Consider the following 17,794-nt stretch of genomic DNA (forward strand, 5'->3'; position numbering starts at 1 on the left):
GATCAGATTCCCGGCTCCGCGGCGATCGTGCCGGCAGATACCGCCCGGCACAGGGCGTCGTGGTCACGTTCGGTCTGATCGGCGTAGAGCCGAGCAAACCGGGTGAGGGCGGTATCGACCGCGTCCGAGGTTCCCAGGTAACCGGAAATCAGCGACGCGCCACTGGTGCGGGCGTGTCCCTTCGCCAGGAGGCGACCGCAGATCGCGACATAGTCGGTCAACGCTGCTGCGTCGATATTGTTCAGGTCCACAGAACCTTTCATGTTCCGGAACTGGCGGACGTAGTACTGGCGGTCGTCGACGGTGCACCAACCGAGCAGTGGATCGCTGACGGTCTGGAGAGCTTGCTGGTATTCCGCGACGCGCCGTCCTTGGTGGTCGTGCCAGGCCGAGTCGCCGTGGACGAAGGGTGCAACTACGGATCTGCGAGCCTGTTTGAGCTGCAAGAAGATGACGTCATCCGGGATGCTCCCTTCGCACAGAGCGACATAGGCTCGCAGGGCGACGCTTCCGACTCCGACGACTCGGTGCGCCACGTCGATGACGTTGTAACCCGAGACAACTCGACGCCAGTGTGGTGCAAGGGTTTCGAGATACTCGTCGAGACCCTCCAGGAGGAAGTCGGTGTCCTGTGGGGTGAGTCGTGTTGTGAGCGGGGGATTCTCGAGTAGCTGGCGTCGGCCGTGGTCCTCGACGGTGAACCGGGGAACCGCGTGATCGCTCGTACGCCGTCGTGCCCGCTCCGCGGCGCGGCGGATCTCGGCCAGCAATCCGGGATCGGTGACGTGATCGGTGAGTCCGTCTAGATCGACCCGGTCGAATGAACGATCGAACAGTGGACGCTCGGACAGCTTTGCCAGGTGGAGGCGATACGCGGACACACACGAGGTTGTTGCTGTCTCGCACTGAGCTTCGGTGAGGCCGTTCTGCCGACCGGCCACCCAGATGCTCGCGGCCAGCCTTCTCAAATCCCATTCCCAGGGGCCTGGATGTGCTTCGTCGAAATCGTTGAGGTCTATGACAAGTTCGCGTTCCGGGGATCCGTAGAACCCGAAGTTCCCGACGTGTGCATCTCCGCAGATGACGGGTGTGATGCCGGTGGACGGGAGCTGCGCCATGTCCTCGGCCATCAATCCGGCAGTACCGCGCAGGAATCCGTAGGGCGAAGCGACCATGCGTCCCACACGGATCGGAACCAACCAGTCGAGTCTTCCCTCGTGTGCTGTGTTGACCTGATCGACCGGGTCACGTCGGTTGGGTGGTGGCGTCCAATCACCGAGCGACGATCGTGCCACTCGCTTGCGCAGGCCTTTCCCGATCTTGCGACGCTCGCTGCGGGGTGTCTGACGCGCCCGCAAAGTCGCCCTGCCGTCCGGTTCGTTCTCGAGAGCCAACTGACCGGCAGGCCTGCTCAGCGGGTCCATGTCGGGCTCTCTTTCGTCGGGCGTGCGAAACTCGCGCTCGATCTTATGCCCGCTGGACTGAGCGCCGCGCGACGAGTTCCTTAACTACCCGCCTGCGCAATCAACTCGACGGCGCGGTCGGCGCACAGTTCCGGATCCGGCATTCTTCCGATACCGAGGCATTCGACAACGGCGAACGACGTATCCGGTGTGGTTTCCACACCGAGAGCCCACCCGAAGTAGTGATTCCAGGCGAGCACCGCTCGGTGGCCGCTGTGCTGCGGAATTTCGCTACCCAGCACGATCACCGCGTCGAACGCGGGACCGTCGCACCAGATCACCGATTCGGCGAAGGTGGAGCTGGCGACAGCGACGACGTACCTGTGACAAGTCGATTCACTCGGAATGGCGATGTGTGCACGCATGGTCGCTCCTCCGGCTCGGTTGCGATCGGAGGGTTCCCCATTGCCGGTGCCGAAAAAACGCTTGGCAGATTACGTCCCGGCCACAGATCCACGACGCAGACGGTGCCTGAGATGTTTTTGTGCTGCCCGAGCGACCGAGCGAGCCGAGAGATACTGCTCGGCAGGTATCAACCGGGAACCGAACAAGTAGAACCTTTGGGCTTCGCCTTGGTCATGGGTGGCCGCGGAGATGAGCAGACGTTCGAATACGGTGAACTTTCGCCCACCGGCGTAACCACTCATGTAGTCGATGTGACTCGTCATACTCGCTCTGGCACTGCGGTATTCGGTCAGTGCAGCATTCACGTTGCGATGTGAATCGAGTGTGTGTGCCGTCGTCTCCACCAGTACTTGCGCGGTGGCGTCGACCAGCATCTGCGCGGTCTCGAGTGCCCACGAGCATCCGATGCCCCACAACGGGTCGTTTGTCGCCGCGGCGTCGCCGATGAGTGCGAACCCGTTACCTACCGGTTCGGTGAGGGTTGTGGAGAAGTGTTTGGTACCAACGATCTTCCCGACGATGTGCTCGCGGCGAATCGGCGGAGCGCCGGGTAATGCGTTGGCGTATTCGAGGAAAGCGGTAGACAGGTCGTCAGTGAACGAATCGAGTTTGTCGAGGGCGGGGAAGACGACCAGCACGCTGATTCAGCCGTCGTTGGGGAGCAGATAGGCGACGTCGGGATCCATGAACCACGACAGTGAGGATTCTCCGTCGAGTCGTTCGAGTCCGGAGAGTTGGGCGAAGTAGCTGAAGCGACCGTTTGTCACGGTCTCCGAGTCGCATCGCGCGGATCGTGCGACTGTCGAATCCTTGCCGTCCGCTCCGACGGTCAAGTTCGCTTCGAGAGTGAAGGCCGAGCCCTGTGCGGTTCCGTACACGCCGGCCGTGGTGCCGTTCTTGGTCAGCAGCCCGGAAACGCGATGTCCGAGAAGAAGGTCGACGTTCGGGTAGTCGTTCGCGAGTTGCCGCAGGAGCGGGTCGAGCGTCTCCCTTCGGACATTGAATCCCGGTGGCGACGAGGCGTCGGTGGCGTCAGGGGCGATCCATCCCCACGGAGTCCAGAACTTCGGAACGGTTTGCACCATTCCCAGGGCGAGCAGTTTTTCCGTGGCGCCGAGCCTTTGCAGGATCGGGGCGCCGCACGGTTGTAGATGGTGAGTGCACAGGACCTTGTGGGCTCGGGCGTCGGAGCGGGCGTCGAGAAGCGCTATTCGCAGACCTTGCTGGGCGTACATGATTGCGGCGGCGCATCCAGCAATGCTTGCGCCGACAATCACGACGTCATATTTGTCTTGCGCTTTCGAAGTCACACCGGTCAGTTTAATGCATAAGATTATAACTTAAATGCTTGCAATATTCAGTCATCGTGTTCGGGCGTTAGGTCCCGAACTGCGGCCCGGATGGACTGTTCCCGCAGTTCGTTCTCCCTTCGCAGCTCACGGCGTCGACGCCCGGCCTCGAACCGTTGCCTCGCGATTGTTCCGGTCGGTCGGAGTTGGGGTACCTCAGCGGGTTTTCCGTCGCTGCCCATTGCCACCATCGTGAAGTAACAACTGTTGGTATGTCGAGATTTTCCGAGAAGAATGTCTTCGGTTTCGACGCGTATTCCGATTTCCATCGACGTGCGCCCGGTGTAATTGACGGAAGCGGTGAAGGTGACAAGTTCTCCCACGTGCACCGGCTCGCGGAACACCACACGATCCACGGACAGGGTCACGACGTACGTCTGGGCGTATCGACTCGCGCACGCGTAGGCAACCTGGTCGAGGAACTTCAAAATCGTTCCGCCGTGCACGTTGCCCGAGAAGTTCGACATGTCCGGCGTCATGAGGACGGTCATGGACAAGGTTTGTTTCGATGCTTGCTGCGATGCTTGCTTCAATTCAGGTAGGGAGTTCGATTCAGACATCGAGCGGGCCTCTTCGGGTCGGTGGACGGTGAAGAGACCGTATCCGGCGAAGTGGGTTACCCGCGCGTTCGAAGGGGCGCGGTCCTAGGGTTCGGGACAGTCCCGACGTGCAGGATGTATTCACTGGTGGCGACGGGTCCGGTTACGCTCGACCTGAGATAGGGCGCAAGCGTCGAGCGCAGGTGAGCGGACATCGAAGCCCAGCTTCCGGTTTCTCTGACCGCCTCACGAAAGTTCTTCAACGCCGGTGCCTGGTCGCACAGTTCCTCTATGGGATCCGACCCGGCTGGTAGTTGCCACTCGAGCACATGAGAGGACGAGCTCACCGACTCCAATCCAGCTGCTGCCTTCTCGAATTCGCTCGAGCGCGCCCACGTCGTCGGTAGCGGTGTGATGCCTTTCCATGCTGAGGCTGCTTCTCTGCGGAGTGCTGCTGCCCACCCGTTCTCCGACCACGTTGCGACGCAGATCTTTCCGCCTGGCCTGGTCACCCGCATCATTTCTGCGAGAGCGATCGCGGGATCGGGGCAGAAGATGATCCCGAAGATGCTGACGCAGGCGTCGGCGCTCGAATCCGGCCACGGCAACGATTGTGCATCGCCGATCGTGAAGGTGGGTTCAGTGATGCCGGGGCGGGGAATCCAGCGTTCGCGCGCGGCCTCGAGCTGGCTGGCGGAGAGGTCGAGTGCGTGGACCGTCATGCCGCGCTGGGCCGCCGGGAGCGCAAAGTTCCCGGTTCCGGCGCAGACGTCGTACACCGTGCTCACGTGTCCGATCGAGCGCAGTGCTTCCAGTGATGCAGGTGAGAGTTGTTCGGCAAGAGTTGAATACGTCGCGCCGTTCCAGTTTCCCCGAGTCATGACAAGCTCCTCTCGATTGCGTCGATGACCGTATCGAGCGCTGCGCCTGCCGCGCGTGCTGCTTCGTCGGGGTTGCGTTCCTCGATAGCTGCGATCAAGGGTCGATGCTCGCCGACGTGGAATCCCGGACCGATACTCACGGCGGACAGTGAATCCGACACGGCGGCAAGAACTCCCCGATAGACGTCGATCAGGGCGGAGTTGTGTGACGCCTCGACGATCGAAAGGTGCAGGGCCATACCGGCTTCGGTCGTGCCGGAGCTGCCGGCGTGATCGGGGTGTGCGTTCCATGCTGCGTGGATCCGTGTGAGGTCTTCGGGGGAGCGGCGCTGCGCTGCGAGCCGTGCGGCTTCGACCTCGAGTCCGCGTCGCAAGCTCAGTACGTCGAGAACGTCGCCTCTGGCGAGTCTGCGCCCGAGCAGTCCTTCGACCGGCGACGCCGCCGTCACGTACACGCCGCCGCCGTGGCGAACGGACAGAACTCCGGCATGTGCAAGCGCCCGTACCGCTTCGCGCATGGTGTTTCGGGCGACTCCCAATTCCTCGACCAGCGCGATCTCCGGTGGGAGTTTTGATCCGACGGGCCATCGTCCGGAGGCGATGGCCTCCTCGATCGTCGCGGCGACAGTGTCTACCTTGCGTCCGGAATCGGACATGTATGCAACCTCGGTTAAGTGGGTCAATGACTTGTCCGAGGTTAACGTGCTCGACCAAGTGGGTCAATGACTTGCCAGCTACCCGCGTACATCCAGGCTGCGGGCGTAGTGCTCTTTGAACACCTCGAGATGTGCCCAGGATTCCAAGCCACTGACACCGTCGATCCCGCGGATCCGCTCGGACAGGGAGTGAAGGTCGTTGGAGGAGTTCGCGGCAACGGTCGCGATCACGTCGTACCGCCCCAGGGTTCGGGCGAGGAACTCGATTCCGGGCAGCGACTCGATCTCCGACACCGCGTTATCGTCCCGTGAGCCCAGGTTGACGCCGATGCCCATCGCCAATGTCCGGCCACCGCCTCGCCGCTTGACGACGGCTCCGACGCGAAGTGCCGTGCTCGCGATCAGGTGATTGACGCGGTTGCGTACGGCACTCGGCGACAGGCCGGTGTGTTCGGCCAGCTCGAGAAATGGCATGCGCCCGTTGCGTTCGAGTAGTTCGATCAACGCGACATCCGTCGAGTCGAGTCGGATGTCGGCTTGTAAAGCGCTCTCGGGCATGAAGATTCCCTTGATGACGTCGACGTAGACCAGCGTGCTCACGGATCGAACGCCCCGCTGTGAGCGGAGCTCGGCGATGGCGCGATACAGATCGTCGTGACTGGGCACCCGAAGTTCCGCAATCACGTTGTACTGCCCGCTGACTGCCGAGATGTAGACGGCGGCCTCGGACTCGATCAACGCGTTCAGCACGGGGGTCATCGGTCCGGACACGGCGATCGAGACGTGTGCGAGTGCCTTCAATCCGAGAAGTTCGGGATGCGCGACCGCAACCACGGACACCGTTCCCGAGTCGAGCAGTGCCTGCACTCTGGTGGACACCGCTGCACGTGGTGCGTCGACCGCCGCGGACAGTTCGCGGTACGTCGCGCGCCCATTGCGCTGAAGTGCGGCAATGAGCTTGGAATCGAGATCGACGGTCATGGATGTCCCAACTTTTCCAGAGATTTTTCTGTACCCGCTTCCTATTAGAACAGTCGCATGTGGCCATGAATAATGCGGATAAGTGCAGAAATGCTCGAAAGTCACTACAAAAAAGTTGTATACCGCCTGGTCTGAAACTTTGATGCATTGCATAGCTCCAGGTCAGGGCGTAGTTTTCGCTCAACACGCAGTGACCTGCACCACCATCTCGACGAAGGACCACCATGCGCAAGTTGCACACGCACGAAGCCTCGCCGCTCGACGCCACCGCCACGATCTTCACCGGCGCCAAGATTCACACCGTTGACGACAGCACGGCGGGAGCCGAAGCGTTCCTGGTGTTCGGAAACCGCTTTGCAGCGGTGGGAACACTCGAGGAATGCCGCACCGAGGCGCGTCGCCTGAGCACTCGCACAATCGCGGTGGTCGAACTCGACGGCGCCACCGTCGTCCCCGGCTTCGTCGATCCGCACGCACACCCGCTCATGTACGGGCAGATGCTCAGCTGGGTGGACTGCGGTCCGGAGAAGGCTCACTCGATCCCCGGAATCATTGCGCTGCTTCAGGAAGCGGCACTCACAGCACCTGCGGGTGTCCCGATTCGCGGATACGGCTACGAGCACCGCAACCTGATCGAAGGGCGTCATCCGCTCAAGGAAGAGCTCGATCAGGTTGCCACCGATCGCGAGGTCTACCTCATGAACGCGAGCGGTCACGGTGGCGTCGTCAACTCCTTCACTTTCGACAAGCACGGCATCGATGCGAGCACCGAGAACCCGGCCGGTGGAGAGTTCTTCCGAGATTCGGACGGCGAGCTGACGGGCGAGCTGTCCGACGCCGCGTGCAACATCCTCACCGGCGTCAACGGAGTGAAGGTCGGTCATCACGGACCCAACTTCCATCTCGAGGACGAGCCCGAAGAGCACCTTCGCCAGCTGTCGGTCGCTCAGGACAAGTTCCTGGCCGGCGGCGTCACCACCATCGGTGACTGCCAGGTGACCCGTCGTGAATTCGACATGTACCTGCGTCTGGCCGAGCAGGATCAGCTCAAGACCCGCGTCTCCATGTACATGCTCAGCCACCTCCTCGATCACGTCATCGACACGGGAATGCACGGCGCCTTCGGCAATTCCAAGCTCGCGTTCGGCGGCATCAAGTTCTATGCCGACGGCACTCTCGGTGGCTGGACCGCGTACTTCCCCGACGGATACGTGGGCGACCCGTGCCGCACCGGGCAGCTCTACCACGAGCCGGCGGACTACTCGGAGCTGATTGCCAAGGCACACTCGGTGGGTCTGCAGACCGCCACGCACGCTCAGTCGCCGACGGCCATCGACATGGTGCTCGATGCCATCGAAGCTGCGCAGAAGGCTCACCCCGACGCCGACGCGCGTCACCGCATCGAGCATTGCGGACTCCCGACGGCCGAGCAGATCGCCCGGATGAACCTGGCCGGTGTCTACCCGGTCAACCAGCCGCAGCATTACTACAACTGGGGCGAGGGCGTCACCGCTGCGATCGGGACTCCGGGTGAGCGGTTCAACCCGCTCGGCGAGTTCATCGCTGCCGAGGTTCCCGTGACCATCAGCTCCGACGCCCCGGTGGCCGAGCCGAAGCCGCTCGAAGCGATTCAGGCTGCTGTCACCCGTGTGACGCGTCAGAGCCATCAGCTCGGCTCCGATGCACTCCGCATCACCGCCGACCAGGCACTGCAGGCTCACACCCTCAACGGTGCGCGTGCGCTGGGCCGTGAAGCAGAACTGGGCAGCATTTCGGTCGGCAAGCGGGCCGACTTCGTGATTCTGGGCGCGGATCCCCTCGAGGTTCCGGCCGACGCGATTGCGCAGATCGATGTCCGGGAGACCTGGATCGACGGCGAACTCGCACATTCAGGTCATAACCACCTATTGTCGAGCACTTCGACCACCGAGGAAAAGTAATGAACCGAGAGCAACAGATCGTGAAGGCCCGCAAGGCGGGATTTGCAGCCTTCGTCGGTACAACTATCGAGTGGTACGACTTCTACGTATATGCCACGGCAGCCGCGCTGGTGTTCGGTGACATCTTCTTTCCACCTGGAACCGACCGCCTGACCGGTGTTGCGGCGGCGTTCGCGACGTACGCCGTCGGCTTCTTCGCTCGCCCGCTCGGCGGAATCGTGTTCGGCCATGTCGGCGACAAGATGGGCCGACGCACCGCACTGGTCGTCACCCTGACGCTGATGGGCGCAGGCACGTTCCTCATCGGCATGCTGCCCACTTATGCGTCGATCGGCTTCTGGGCGCCGCTGCTGCTGGTTCTGCTCCGCTTCGTCCAGGGCTTTGCCGTCGGCGGCGAATGGGGCGGTGCCGTCCTGATGGCCGTCGAGCATGCTCCCGAGGACAAGAAGACCTTCTACGGCGGATTCGCCCAGCTGGGCAACCCCGCCGGCGCGCTTCTGGCCACCGGTTTCTTCAGCATTCTCTCCACCCTCGGCGACGACGCTCTGCGCGAGTGGGCGTGGCGTCTGCCCTTCCTCTGCTCGGCGCTGTTAATTCTCGTCGGCTTGGTCGTTCGCCTGAAGGTCGAAGAGTCCCCGGTTTTCGAGTCCGAGGTGAAGTCCGCGGACGTACCGGAAATGCTGCCGCTCAAGTACGCGCTGGTGACCAACTGGCGCCCGATCATCCTGGGCATCGGCATTCTGCCCGTCGCAGTCGGCGGCTACTACCTCGTGACGACCTTCATCACGGCATACGCAACCGACCCCGACGTCGGATTGTCGGAGACGTTGATTCTCAACGCGCTCAGTGTCGCTGCAGTGGTCGAGTTGATCGCGACTCTCGGCGTGGCGTGGCTCGGCGACAAGGTGGGACGCGTCCGCGTCGTCATCTGGGGCCTTGCGGCAGTCGCGATTCTCGCAGCGCCGCAGTTCCTGGTGCTGAAGTCCGGATCCGTGTTCCTGATCTTCCTGACCTTCGCTGTCATGCGACTGGTGCTGGCGGCCACGTACGGCCCGATCGCCGCCGTCCTGTCGCAGATGTTCAAGCCGCAGGCGCGCTACACGAGCATCTCGTTGGCGTACCAGGGGGCCGGCGCTATCTTCGGCGGATTGTCACCGCTGGTGTCGACGCTGATGTACAAGGCAACCGGCAGCATCTGGCCGGTCATCGCACTGCTGATCGGCATGTGCATCCTGAGCATCGTCTGCCTGCTCTTCGCTCCGCAGCACGTGGACGAGGCGACCGATACCGACAGTGCACCGCAGGGCCTGAACAAGGAATCGGCTTCCGCCTGACTGCCGAGACTCGGCTTCCGCCTGACTGCCGAGACTCGGCTTCCGCCTGATTGCCGAGACTCGGCTTCCGCCTGACTGCCGAGACTCGGCTTCCGCCTGATTGCCGAGACTCTGCTTCCGCCTGACAACCGCAAACACGAAGCTGGGGCAGTACACGATTTCCGTGTACTGCCCCAGCTGTCGTTTCAGGTCAGTTTGTCGTTCAGCTGTCCTTCAGCGCCGATTACGCGCCGACGAGATGGCGATGAAAGTGATCGCTGCGTCGGTGTGCCTGGCTGAGATTCCTGATCTCACGCAGCCAGAAGTGAGACGCCAGTGCGTTACCGCTTCCATAGCTGGTGCCGGACGTGTCTTCGTCGATCAGGGCGACAAGCGCCTTGATCAGGCTGGTGACCTTGAGATTGTTGGTCTGAGAATGTCGGACCAGCAGGTCGGCAGCTTCGTCGGAGCTGCAACGGTAGAGGGTGCAGACGATTTCGATCCCGCGCTCGCGGATCCGGCCCGAAGTTGTCGGGAGCCGTAGACCGTTTGTCGAGTTGCTGTTCGTCTGGTTGTTCGTGTTGTCGGGGTGAATCATGGTGTTGATCAAGGTATTCCTTTGAACCGCACGGGTTTTAGGCCCGTGCAGTGTGTAGCGCATGTTGATGCTGGTGCAGTCGGTACGCGATTGGCGGCGGACTCCGTCGGAGCCTTCGGCCTGGTCAACAATCTGCGGGACTGATGAAAGTGCGTAGTGATCAAAGGCGCGGATTTGCACCGAACTGGAAGTCTGCCCCTGGAACGAATACTGGAACCGTTGTTCCGGGCGAAGCGACCGGCTGCCTGACTGACGGCTGCCCTCTGATTACCCCACCGTACGTCATCGATACGGTTTCAGCTAATTCTTTATCGGGCGATCGTGATCACAGCGCATGCTTTTACCTGCTCAAGAGGTATTTACGTGGTCGATTATTGCTTGCTTGGTGATAGCCCAGGCGTCGGTTGTCGGGTTCCCGAATTCGCCGTGGCCGACTCCGGGTAGTTCGATCAGGTCGACCACATCGCCTGCTGCTCGGGCGGCACGGGTATAGCGTCGGCTCTGTTCGATCGAGACGACCTTGTCGCCGAGTCCGTGGATCGCCGTGACAGGGAGGCCGGTGGGGAGGTGTTCGATCGGTGATGCGATGCGGTAACGGTCCGGATGGTCGACGGGCATGCCGCCCAGAAGATTTCGAACAAATCGATCTTTGCCAGCGGTTGCGGCGAGCGTCATGTCGAAGACACCGGCCATGATCGTTGCCGAGCGAACCGGCACGGTGAGGTCCGGTTCCGGAGCGTCTGCACCCTGCTGTGATCGCGACGCGACCCAGGCGGCAAGCTGTCCACCCGCGGAGTAGCCGGCGATGTGTACACGGCTCAAATCCAGTCGCCCGGAAGCTCTTTCCTGAACAACGCCGGCCAGGGCGTTGGTAGCCGCAACCGTATCGGAGAGCGTGGTCGGCCAACCGCCCTGACCACCTACACGCCTGTATTCGATGTTCCAGACCGCAATTCCGTACGGGGTCAAGGTTTTTGCCCACGCACCCGCGTACTCGAGATTGCTTTTTTGAGCCCAGCCGCCGCCGTGGATGAGGACAACGACCGGCAGGTCGCCGTCGGATCCGGTTGGAAGATACAGATCGCCGAACGTGTCTGCGGCCGCGGCGTATGCGATGCGTACGGGAGCCACTTCACGATCGAGACCCGCTGCACTGCTGACAGACAGGAGGAGAGTGAGAACACAGACGAGCGCTACGGCGAGGTACCCGGCCAAGCGGTCGCGGGAGCGGTGCGCGATGACCTGATTCCTCTCGGCGTGTGACGGACGATAATTCGGAAATCAGTCTATCGGTGCCGAGTGAATTTATGGTGTGAGCGAATGGGCCGTGCTCGCGCGCACGCGGAGTTCGCTACGCGTATAGCTCTGAACTGGGGGTTCGTCACCGTTGACCAGAGCCAACAGCGCATGCACGGCCGCTGCTGCCTGTTCCTCGGGGAAGAAGTCGAAGGCCGTGATCGGGGGGTCGGAAATCAGCAGTGCAGGTTCGTCACTGTCCTGAGCAATCAAGACGTCTCGAGGAATCGACAAGCCGAGATCGTGTGCTGCTCGAGCGGCGGCGGGGGCGCAACCAAGAATCAACGACAGGATCGCATCGGGTGGATTCGCTGAGGTCAGAGCATCGTGGGTGGCCGAGTAGGCTGCGCGAATAAGGCCCTCGACGGTGTTGGCGCCGGGAAACGATGTCAGTTCGTCGCTGGTGCGTGCAGCCACGCCGCGGGCGCGGCACCACTCGTGGTAGGCGATTGCCGTCGCGCGGGTCCACTGGGAGTGCATCCCAGGGGTGAGAACAAGTATGTCGGTTGCACCCCGTTCGGTGAGGTGGTTCAGGAGCGATTCGGTGGTGGCGACGAGATCCGGTGAGGTGGAGTATCCGAACTGCTCGGGATTCCCGGGACCCACTGAGACAGAGGGGATTCCGAGTTTCTGTAGTATCTCGATACGCGGGTCGTCTACTGCCGGATCCACAACGAGGGCTCCGTCCATCTCGATACGGCGTAATCCGTTCGGGTCTTTCATCGACGGCAGCAGCAGGAGTGAATGATCAGCGTGGAATGCAGCTTGGGTCGCGGCTGTTGCCACGCGCCCCGGCCAGTCGAAGTTGAGATACTCGGCCGGCGACAGCACATCTGGGGCGGGGAGCATCAACCCGAGGGTGGCAGTGCGACCTGACCTGAGGTTCTGAGCTGAACGATTGGCCCGGTAACCCAGGCGATCTGCAACTTCTCGGACACGGGTCCGGGTTGCCGCATCGACGCGGCCCTTGCCGTTGAGCGCATACGAGACGGTTGACACCGCTACGCCCGCGGCGGCCGCGACGTCGCGAAGCGTCGGGGGATTGGGGGAGGCCACTGTGGCTCGTTCCTACTCGGCGGTCGGTTTGGGATTCCAGCGTATCGCTCAATCGTTTCGGCACGTCGCGTGCGGCGCGAAGTTGTTGCGCAAAACAAATTGCCGAATCGTTTCATCGCAGGTATTGACTCTGACGAAACGATTCGGCACTCTCATAGAACACCGGGAGAACGTCGAGCGACATTCAGGCGAACCTCGGATATCTGACCAGGCAGGCGCACACTTGCCTCAACTCCCGGAGTCGTCAATGACCGAAAGAACCGAACCGCGTAGCGCGGGATCATCGCCCGAGCCGTCAGTTGCCCAGGGCGCGTCACCAGGTCTCCGTGCCGGAACGATCAACAGCCGGCATCTCGTGTTCTTCGTTATCGCAGCTGCGGCGCCGTTGACGATCCTGGCAGGATTCGCGCCACTGGGATTGATGGTGGCAGGCGCCGCGCTCCCGGTGGGTTACATCGTTCCGGGAATCGTCTATCTGCTCTTTGCGGTCGGTTTTACAGCGATGAGCAGGCATATTCGCGGTGCGGGAGCCTTCTACGCCTACATCACCGAAGGTCTGGGCAAGGTTGTCGGCGCGGGCGCAGCGGTACTGGCCTACGTCGGCTATCTGGGCGGGCAGATCGGATTCGTGGTCGCCTGCGGCATCTTCATGTCGTCGACGCTCGACTTGTTCTTCGGGATCTCGATTTCCATCTATGCCTGTGCCTTGGCGGTGGCAGTTCTCGTCGCAGTAGTGGGATATCGGCGGGTCGATATCGGCGCCAAGGTTCTTGCGGTGCTGATGGCGCTCGAACTGGGTGTTCTTGCCGTCTTCTGCGTGGCGGTTCTGATCAAGGGTGGGCATGAAGGCCTGTCGCTCGACAGCTTTTCGCCGTCGACTTTCATGACAGCCGGATTGGCGAGTGTCTTCGTGTTGACCTTCACGTCATTTGTCGGCTTCGAGCAGACGGCGATCTACAGCGAAGAGGTTGTCGACTCCAAGCGCACGGTCTCACGTGCGACGTACACGGCAGTGATCGTCCTGATGATCGTGTACTCCTTCTGCGCTTGGGTGATCGTGCAGGCCGTCGGGCCCTCTCGAATGGTGGACTTCCTCGGCGGAGATCCGTCGGAGCTGATTTTCGACCTCAACAGTGAATTTGCCGGGACGATGATGACCGACGTCATGCATCTGCTGATTGTGACGAGTTTCTTTGCCGGCTGTCTTGCACTGCACAATGCCTGTAGTCGTTACCTGCTGACCATGGGCCGAACGGGGATCTTCCCCTCGGCGCTCGCCAAGGTTTCTCCGACGACGGGAACACCAAGTGCTGCCGGTATCACCCAGGGGGCACTGGTTTTTGTGGCCATTGCCGGGTTTGCCTTCACGCCGGCCGATCCGTACACCCAAGTTGTGGTGTGGACGAATACGCCGACGATCATCGGAGTACTGACGTTGCAGATCCTGACTTCCATCGCCGTGCTCAGATTCTTTTCACGGGGGACTTGCGGAGAAGGGTTGTGGCAGAGACTGATTGCTCCGTCGCTGGCAGCAGTCGCGCTCGCCGTCGCCCTCGGCTATCTGTTGGTGAACCTGAGCGACATGACCGGACTTACCAATGCACAGAATGTTCTGCTGACCGTGCCGTTGCTGGTGGCTTTCGCCTTCGGAGTTGTCCGTGGGCTGATGATTCGCAGTAATTCGATCGAGGAGTTTTCGGCATGACGGAGTACGCGTGGTCTGTGCCGGGAGGACTGGTCGAACGGCCGGGTTTTGTTCCGGACAGCCCTGAGATTTGGGTTTACGCCGAGAAGTTCTCGTACTTCGCCGGCGACACGGTTTCGATCCGAGTGCACACCACCGCAGACGCGTACGACCTCGAGATCGTGCGAGATGGCGCGCGGTCGCAGCAAGTGGCTCAGTACCTCGGACTCCCGGGCAAGCAGCAATTGACTCCCGACGACGCGTACGCGGCCGGATGCGGGTGGTCGGAATCGCTTGCGGTCGAAGTTGATCCGACTTGGACGTCCGGAATGTACTTGATTCTGGTCCGGATGCGTCATGAGGATGTAATCGTGGAGCGAGAGGGCTTCTTTATTGTCAAGGCAATAGAACCCGAGCCTGCCGACTTCGTTCTCATTCACACCACCAGCACGATGTTGGCCTACAACGACTGGGGTGGTGCAAACCACTACCGAGGTGTTCCAGACGGCTCCGGAGATGTGGCGACGCCGATCTCTTCGACGCAGCGTCCCCTTGCACGAGGGATGCTGCGCAAACCGGAGGGTGCGGCCCGAAACATTCATGCCGACACCCCTGGGGTCGGCTGGATCCCGCGTCACCCCCCGTACGAATGGGCGTGGCTGAACGGCTATTCGCGTCACCATGCCGATGCATTCTGGGCGACGTACGAACGGCCGTTCACGGTCTGGGCGGAAGAGCAAGGGTTCCGGGTACATCACGTGACTCAACATGATCTGCACAACGATCCCTCAGTGTTGCAGGGCTATTCGTGTGCCGTCCTGGTCGGCCACGACGAATACTGGTCGTGGGAAATGCGTGACCGCATAGACGATTTCGTCGAAGAGGGCGGTGGTCTGGCGCGCTTCGGCGGGAACTTCCTGTGGCAGGTACGCCTCGAAAACGAAGCACAAGTCTGTTACAAGAATCCGTTCGACGATCCGATGAGAGAAGTCGACCCGACCCGGGTGACCACGGCGTGGGATTCGCCCGAGGTTGCCCGACCGGGAGCGTGGACGATGGGATTGACCGGCATGGCCGGTGTCTACAATCGTTACGGGGCTACAACTCCCAGGTCGTCGGGCGGTTTCACGGTATACCGGCCGGATCATTGGGCGTTGAACGGAACCGACCTGTACTACGGCGACAACTTCGGGATCGCCCCGATCTGTGTTGCCGGATTCGAGATGGACGGCGTGGATTTCACGTTCCGGAAGGGCCAGCCGTATGCGACCGGCGTCGATGGCGCTCCCGAGGATCTGGAGATCATCGCGATGGCGCCGGCAGTTTCGGGTTCGCGGGACAAATGGAACGGGAAAGTTCCGATCGGTGCGCCTTTCGCCGAAGTGCAGGGAATCATCGAATGCTTCTACGGCAGTGAGCCTCCCGATCACCTTCGTGATCTCGAATACGGATCGGGAATGGTCGCCTGTTACAAGCGAGGTCTCGGCTCCGTGTTCAACGCTGGTTCTACCGAATGGGTGAACGGGCTGATCCATCACGATCCGTTCACCGAACAAATAACTGCAAACGTACTGAATCTGTTTGCTGCACAAATTTCCAGCTCCCAACACGAAGGAAAAATGACATGAGTGTCAACGACATTCGAACGTTCGGGCCAGGGCAGGGGACGCGGTTCATCCCGGAGTGGGGTGACGATGCGAGCCCGAACTGGTCGGAATCCGAATGGAGGTCATTCGGAGATCCGAACGGGGAGTACTTCGGCGGTGGTTGGGAAGGCGAGCCCGGCGCGCTCTTGTGCGACCCGTATCCATACGACGAGGTCTGCATCATGATCAGCGGCCGGGTGGCACTGATCGACCTCGATGGAAACCGTCGCGAATTCTCCGCTGGGGAAGCATTTTTCGTGCCGCAGTCGTTTCGCGGTACCTGGGAGACGGTTGAGCCGTCGAAGAAGTTCTTCGTCGCGCTCCCCGGATCGCGCTCATGACGGTGGAAACTTCGATGACTGTCGCAGCGTTTGGTCACGTGATCGACGGAACGTGCGAGAGCCCGGCAGGTAGACTTTCCGTGCTGGTCGATCCGGTGACCGACAATGCATATGCCCGTGCTGCCGTCGGTTCCGCCGATGACGTCGACCGAGCCTGCCGTTCGTCCGAGAAGGCTGCGCGGTCCTGGCGCCGGTCCACCCCTGCGCGCCGTCAGGAGTTGCTGCTGGCCCTCGCGGACGCGCTGGAAGCAAACGCGAAATATTTCCTCGAGGTCGAATGCCGCAGTACTGGAAAGCCTCTCAGGCAGGTGCGAGACGACGAGATCCCGCAGTGTGTTGACTTTCTGCGGTACTTCGCGGGTATTGCCCGCTCTCTGCCGGGCGTTGCCGCAATGGAGTACACGGAGGGTGCTACGTCTTATGTCAGACGTGAACCCATAGGCGTGATCGGTGCGATCGCTCCTTGGAACTACCCGTTGATGATGGCGGTCTGGAAGATCGCGCCGGCACTCGCGACGGGAAACACCCTCGTGCTCAAGCCGGCCGAGGAGACTCCGGAAACCGCGGTGATGCTGGGAGTGCTTGCAGCGCAGATCTATCCGCCCGGGGTGTTGAACGTAGTGTGCGGCGATCGCGATACCGGGGCCGCGCTCGTCGCTCATCCGGTTCCTCGGATGATTGCGCTGACGGGATCGACGAGAGCGGGTATTTCGGTCGCAAAGGCCGCATCGGAAGACGTCAAGCTGTTGCATCTCGAACTCGGAGGCAAGGCACCCGCCGTTGTTTTCGCCGACGCGGACCTCGACGGCGCAGTCGCGGGGATTGTTGCCGGAGCCTTTTACAACAGCGGTCAAGATTGCACCGCTGCGACGAGGATTCTCGTTCAAGAGGAGGTTGCGGAGGAGTTCACCGAGAAGTTGACGGCTGCGGCCGCGGACTTGAGGTTGGGAGGACCGGAATCGGGCGATTGTCTCGGCCCCCTGGTCAGCCGCGCTCACCGTGATCGAGTGGCGGAGTTAGTAGAGAGACGCTCCGAAAATACGAACGTATGTATTGGCGGGGGAAAGCCAGCTGGACCAGGGTTTTTCTATCTGCCAACTGTTATTTCCGGGGTGCAGCAGGAAGATGAGCTGGTCCAGGAAGAGATATTCGGGCCGGTTGTCACCGTACAGTCGTTCTCCACCGAGGCTGAAGCGATCGAACTTGCGAACGGGACCAAGTACGCTCTCGCGTCGAGCGTGTGGACGTCCGACCACGGCACCGCGATGAGGATGACGGCCGAACTGGACTTCGGCTGCGTCTGGGTGGGAGCCCACGGAATGCTCGCCGCTGAGATGCCTCACGGTGGCTTCGCCGGGTCGGGTTACGGCAAGGATCTGTCGGAGCTTGCACTGGCGGAGTACACGAGGGCCAAGCACGTCATGCATGTGACGAGCGTCTGACTCCTCGGCAATATCCAACCCCGGCATTCGGCCCGCGCTGGGGGCAGTTGGCCGTCGTCGTGCCTCGGTGGACCTGCAAGATGCTGTTTAAATATGTTGCAGTGCAACATATTTGGAGAGAATTTTCGTTGATCCGGGTCGCGAATGCCGGTAAAGTGACGTGTGCAACATTGCGCACTTCGGTGCACATTCAACCCCACTTTC

17 protein-coding genes are annotated in these 17,794 nt (G+C 61.5%); 6 read left to right on the forward strand and 11 right to left on the reverse strand.

The features are described from left to right. Window positions 1-2: 2 nt before the first annotated feature. The 8 genes from ACWF6P_RS04755 to ACWF6P_RS04790 form a co-directional block, all read right to left on the reverse strand. Entirely contained in the window at window positions 3-1,424 is a 1,422-nt protein-coding gene (locus ACWF6P_RS04755) for a DUF2252 domain-containing protein (RefSeq protein WP_452620179.1), read from the reverse strand. 80 nt (window positions 1,425-1,504) lie between these two features. Continuing rightward, window positions 1,505-1,828, reverse strand: coding sequence for a DUF6292 family protein (locus ACWF6P_RS04760; protein WP_283306201.1), 324 nt, complete (start codon window positions 1,826-1,828; stop codon window positions 1,505-1,507). Between the two features lie 69 nt (window positions 1,829-1,897). After that, window positions 1,898-2,506 carry an NAD(P)/FAD-dependent oxidoreductase gene (locus tag ACWF6P_RS04765; protein WP_452620180.1) on the reverse strand — a complete coding sequence of 203 codons (609 nt, stop codon included), beginning with the start codon at window positions 2,504-2,506 and terminating at the stop codon, window positions 1,898-1,900. A 6-nt stretch (window positions 2,507-2,512) separates the two neighbouring features. Continuing rightward, window positions 2,513-3,178, reverse strand: coding sequence for an FAD-dependent oxidoreductase (locus ACWF6P_RS04770; protein WP_452620181.1), 666 nt, complete (start codon window positions 3,176-3,178; stop codon window positions 2,513-2,515). A gap of 47 nt (window positions 3,179-3,225) precedes the next feature. After that, window positions 3,226-3,777, reverse strand: coding sequence for an acyl-CoA thioesterase (locus ACWF6P_RS04775; protein WP_452620182.1), 552 nt, complete (start codon window positions 3,775-3,777; stop codon window positions 3,226-3,228). Between the two features lie 56 nt (window positions 3,778-3,833). Further along, entirely contained in the window at window positions 3,834-4,637 is an 804-nt protein-coding gene (locus tag ACWF6P_RS04780; protein WP_452620183.1) for a class I SAM-dependent methyltransferase, read from the reverse strand. Next, window positions 4,634-5,293, reverse strand: a complete 660-nt coding sequence (locus ACWF6P_RS04785) for a FadR/GntR family transcriptional regulator (RefSeq protein WP_452620184.1) — start codon at window positions 5,291-5,293, stop codon at window positions 4,634-4,636. Before ACWF6P_RS04785 ends, ACWF6P_RS04780 begins: the two co-directional genes overlap by 4 nt. A 78-nt stretch (window positions 5,294-5,371) precedes the next feature. Continuing rightward, complete coding sequence (locus tag ACWF6P_RS04790) at window positions 5,372-6,274, reverse strand: Lrp/AsnC family transcriptional regulator (protein WP_378447535.1); 903 nt, start codon at window positions 6,272-6,274, stop codon at window positions 5,372-5,374. Window positions 6,275-6,498: 224 nt separating this feature from the next. Here ACWF6P_RS04790 and ACWF6P_RS04795 point away from each other — a divergent pair, with 224 nt between their 5' ends. Together ACWF6P_RS04795 and ACWF6P_RS04800 are read left to right on the forward strand one after the other, a co-directional pair. Next, a complete protein-coding gene (locus tag ACWF6P_RS04795) occupies window positions 6,499-8,214 on the forward strand; it encodes an amidohydrolase (protein ID WP_452620185.1) in 1,716 nt (571 codons plus the stop codon). Further along, window positions 8,214-9,548 (forward strand): MFS transporter, encoded by a 1,335-nt coding sequence (locus tag ACWF6P_RS04800; protein ID WP_452620186.1) that lies wholly within the window; start codon window positions 8,214-8,216, stop codon window positions 9,546-9,548. The genes ACWF6P_RS04795 and ACWF6P_RS04800 overlap by 1 nt, the downstream gene beginning before the upstream one ends. A 223-nt stretch (window positions 9,549-9,771) precedes the next feature. Here ACWF6P_RS04800 and ACWF6P_RS04805 read toward each other — a convergent pair whose 3' ends face one another. From ACWF6P_RS04805 to ACWF6P_RS04815, 3 genes are all read right to left on the reverse strand, one after another. After that, window positions 9,772-10,137 carry an antar domain protein gene (locus tag ACWF6P_RS04805; protein WP_452620187.1) on the reverse strand — a complete coding sequence of 122 codons (366 nt, stop codon included), beginning with the start codon at window positions 10,135-10,137 and terminating at the stop codon, window positions 9,772-9,774. Between the two features lie 336 nt (window positions 10,138-10,473). After that, complete coding sequence (locus ACWF6P_RS04810; protein ID WP_452620188.1) at window positions 10,474-11,340, reverse strand: alpha/beta hydrolase family protein; 867 nt, start codon at window positions 11,338-11,340, stop codon at window positions 10,474-10,476. A gap of 90 nt (window positions 11,341-11,430) precedes the next feature. After that, window positions 11,431-12,477 carry a LacI family DNA-binding transcriptional regulator gene (locus tag ACWF6P_RS04815; RefSeq protein WP_452620189.1) on the reverse strand — a complete coding sequence of 349 codons (1,047 nt, stop codon included), beginning with the start codon at window positions 12,475-12,477 and terminating at the stop codon, window positions 11,431-11,433. Window positions 12,478-12,724: 247 nt separating this feature from the next. On the opposite strand from ACWF6P_RS04815, the gene ACWF6P_RS04820 reads away from it, so the two are divergent. The 4 genes from ACWF6P_RS04820 to ACWF6P_RS04835 are packed head-to-tail and all read left to right on the forward strand — an operon-like array spanning window position 12,725 to window position 17,590. Next, window positions 12,725-14,182 carry an APC family permease gene (locus tag ACWF6P_RS04820; RefSeq protein WP_452620190.1) on the forward strand — a complete coding sequence of 486 codons (1,458 nt, stop codon included), beginning with the start codon at window positions 12,725-12,727 and terminating at the stop codon, window positions 14,180-14,182. Next, complete coding sequence (locus ACWF6P_RS04825; protein WP_452620191.1) at window positions 14,179-15,789, forward strand: N,N-dimethylformamidase beta subunit family domain-containing protein; 1,611 nt, start codon at window positions 14,179-14,181, stop codon at window positions 15,787-15,789. The genes ACWF6P_RS04820 and ACWF6P_RS04825 overlap by 4 nt, the downstream gene beginning before the upstream one ends. Next, window positions 15,786-16,148 (forward strand): cupin domain-containing protein, encoded by a 363-nt coding sequence (locus ACWF6P_RS04830; RefSeq protein ID WP_452620192.1) that lies wholly within the window; start codon window positions 15,786-15,788, stop codon window positions 16,146-16,148. Before ACWF6P_RS04825 ends, ACWF6P_RS04830 begins: the two co-directional genes overlap by 4 nt. After that, window positions 16,145-17,590, forward strand: a complete 1,446-nt coding sequence (locus ACWF6P_RS04835) for an aminobutyraldehyde dehydrogenase (RefSeq protein WP_452620193.1) — start codon at window positions 16,145-16,147, stop codon at window positions 17,588-17,590. The genes ACWF6P_RS04830 and ACWF6P_RS04835 overlap by 4 nt, the downstream gene beginning before the upstream one ends. Window positions 17,591-17,794: the final 204 nt, after the last annotated feature.

The sequence above is a fragment of the Rhodococcus sp. NPDC055024 genome, from assembly GCF_053608585.1.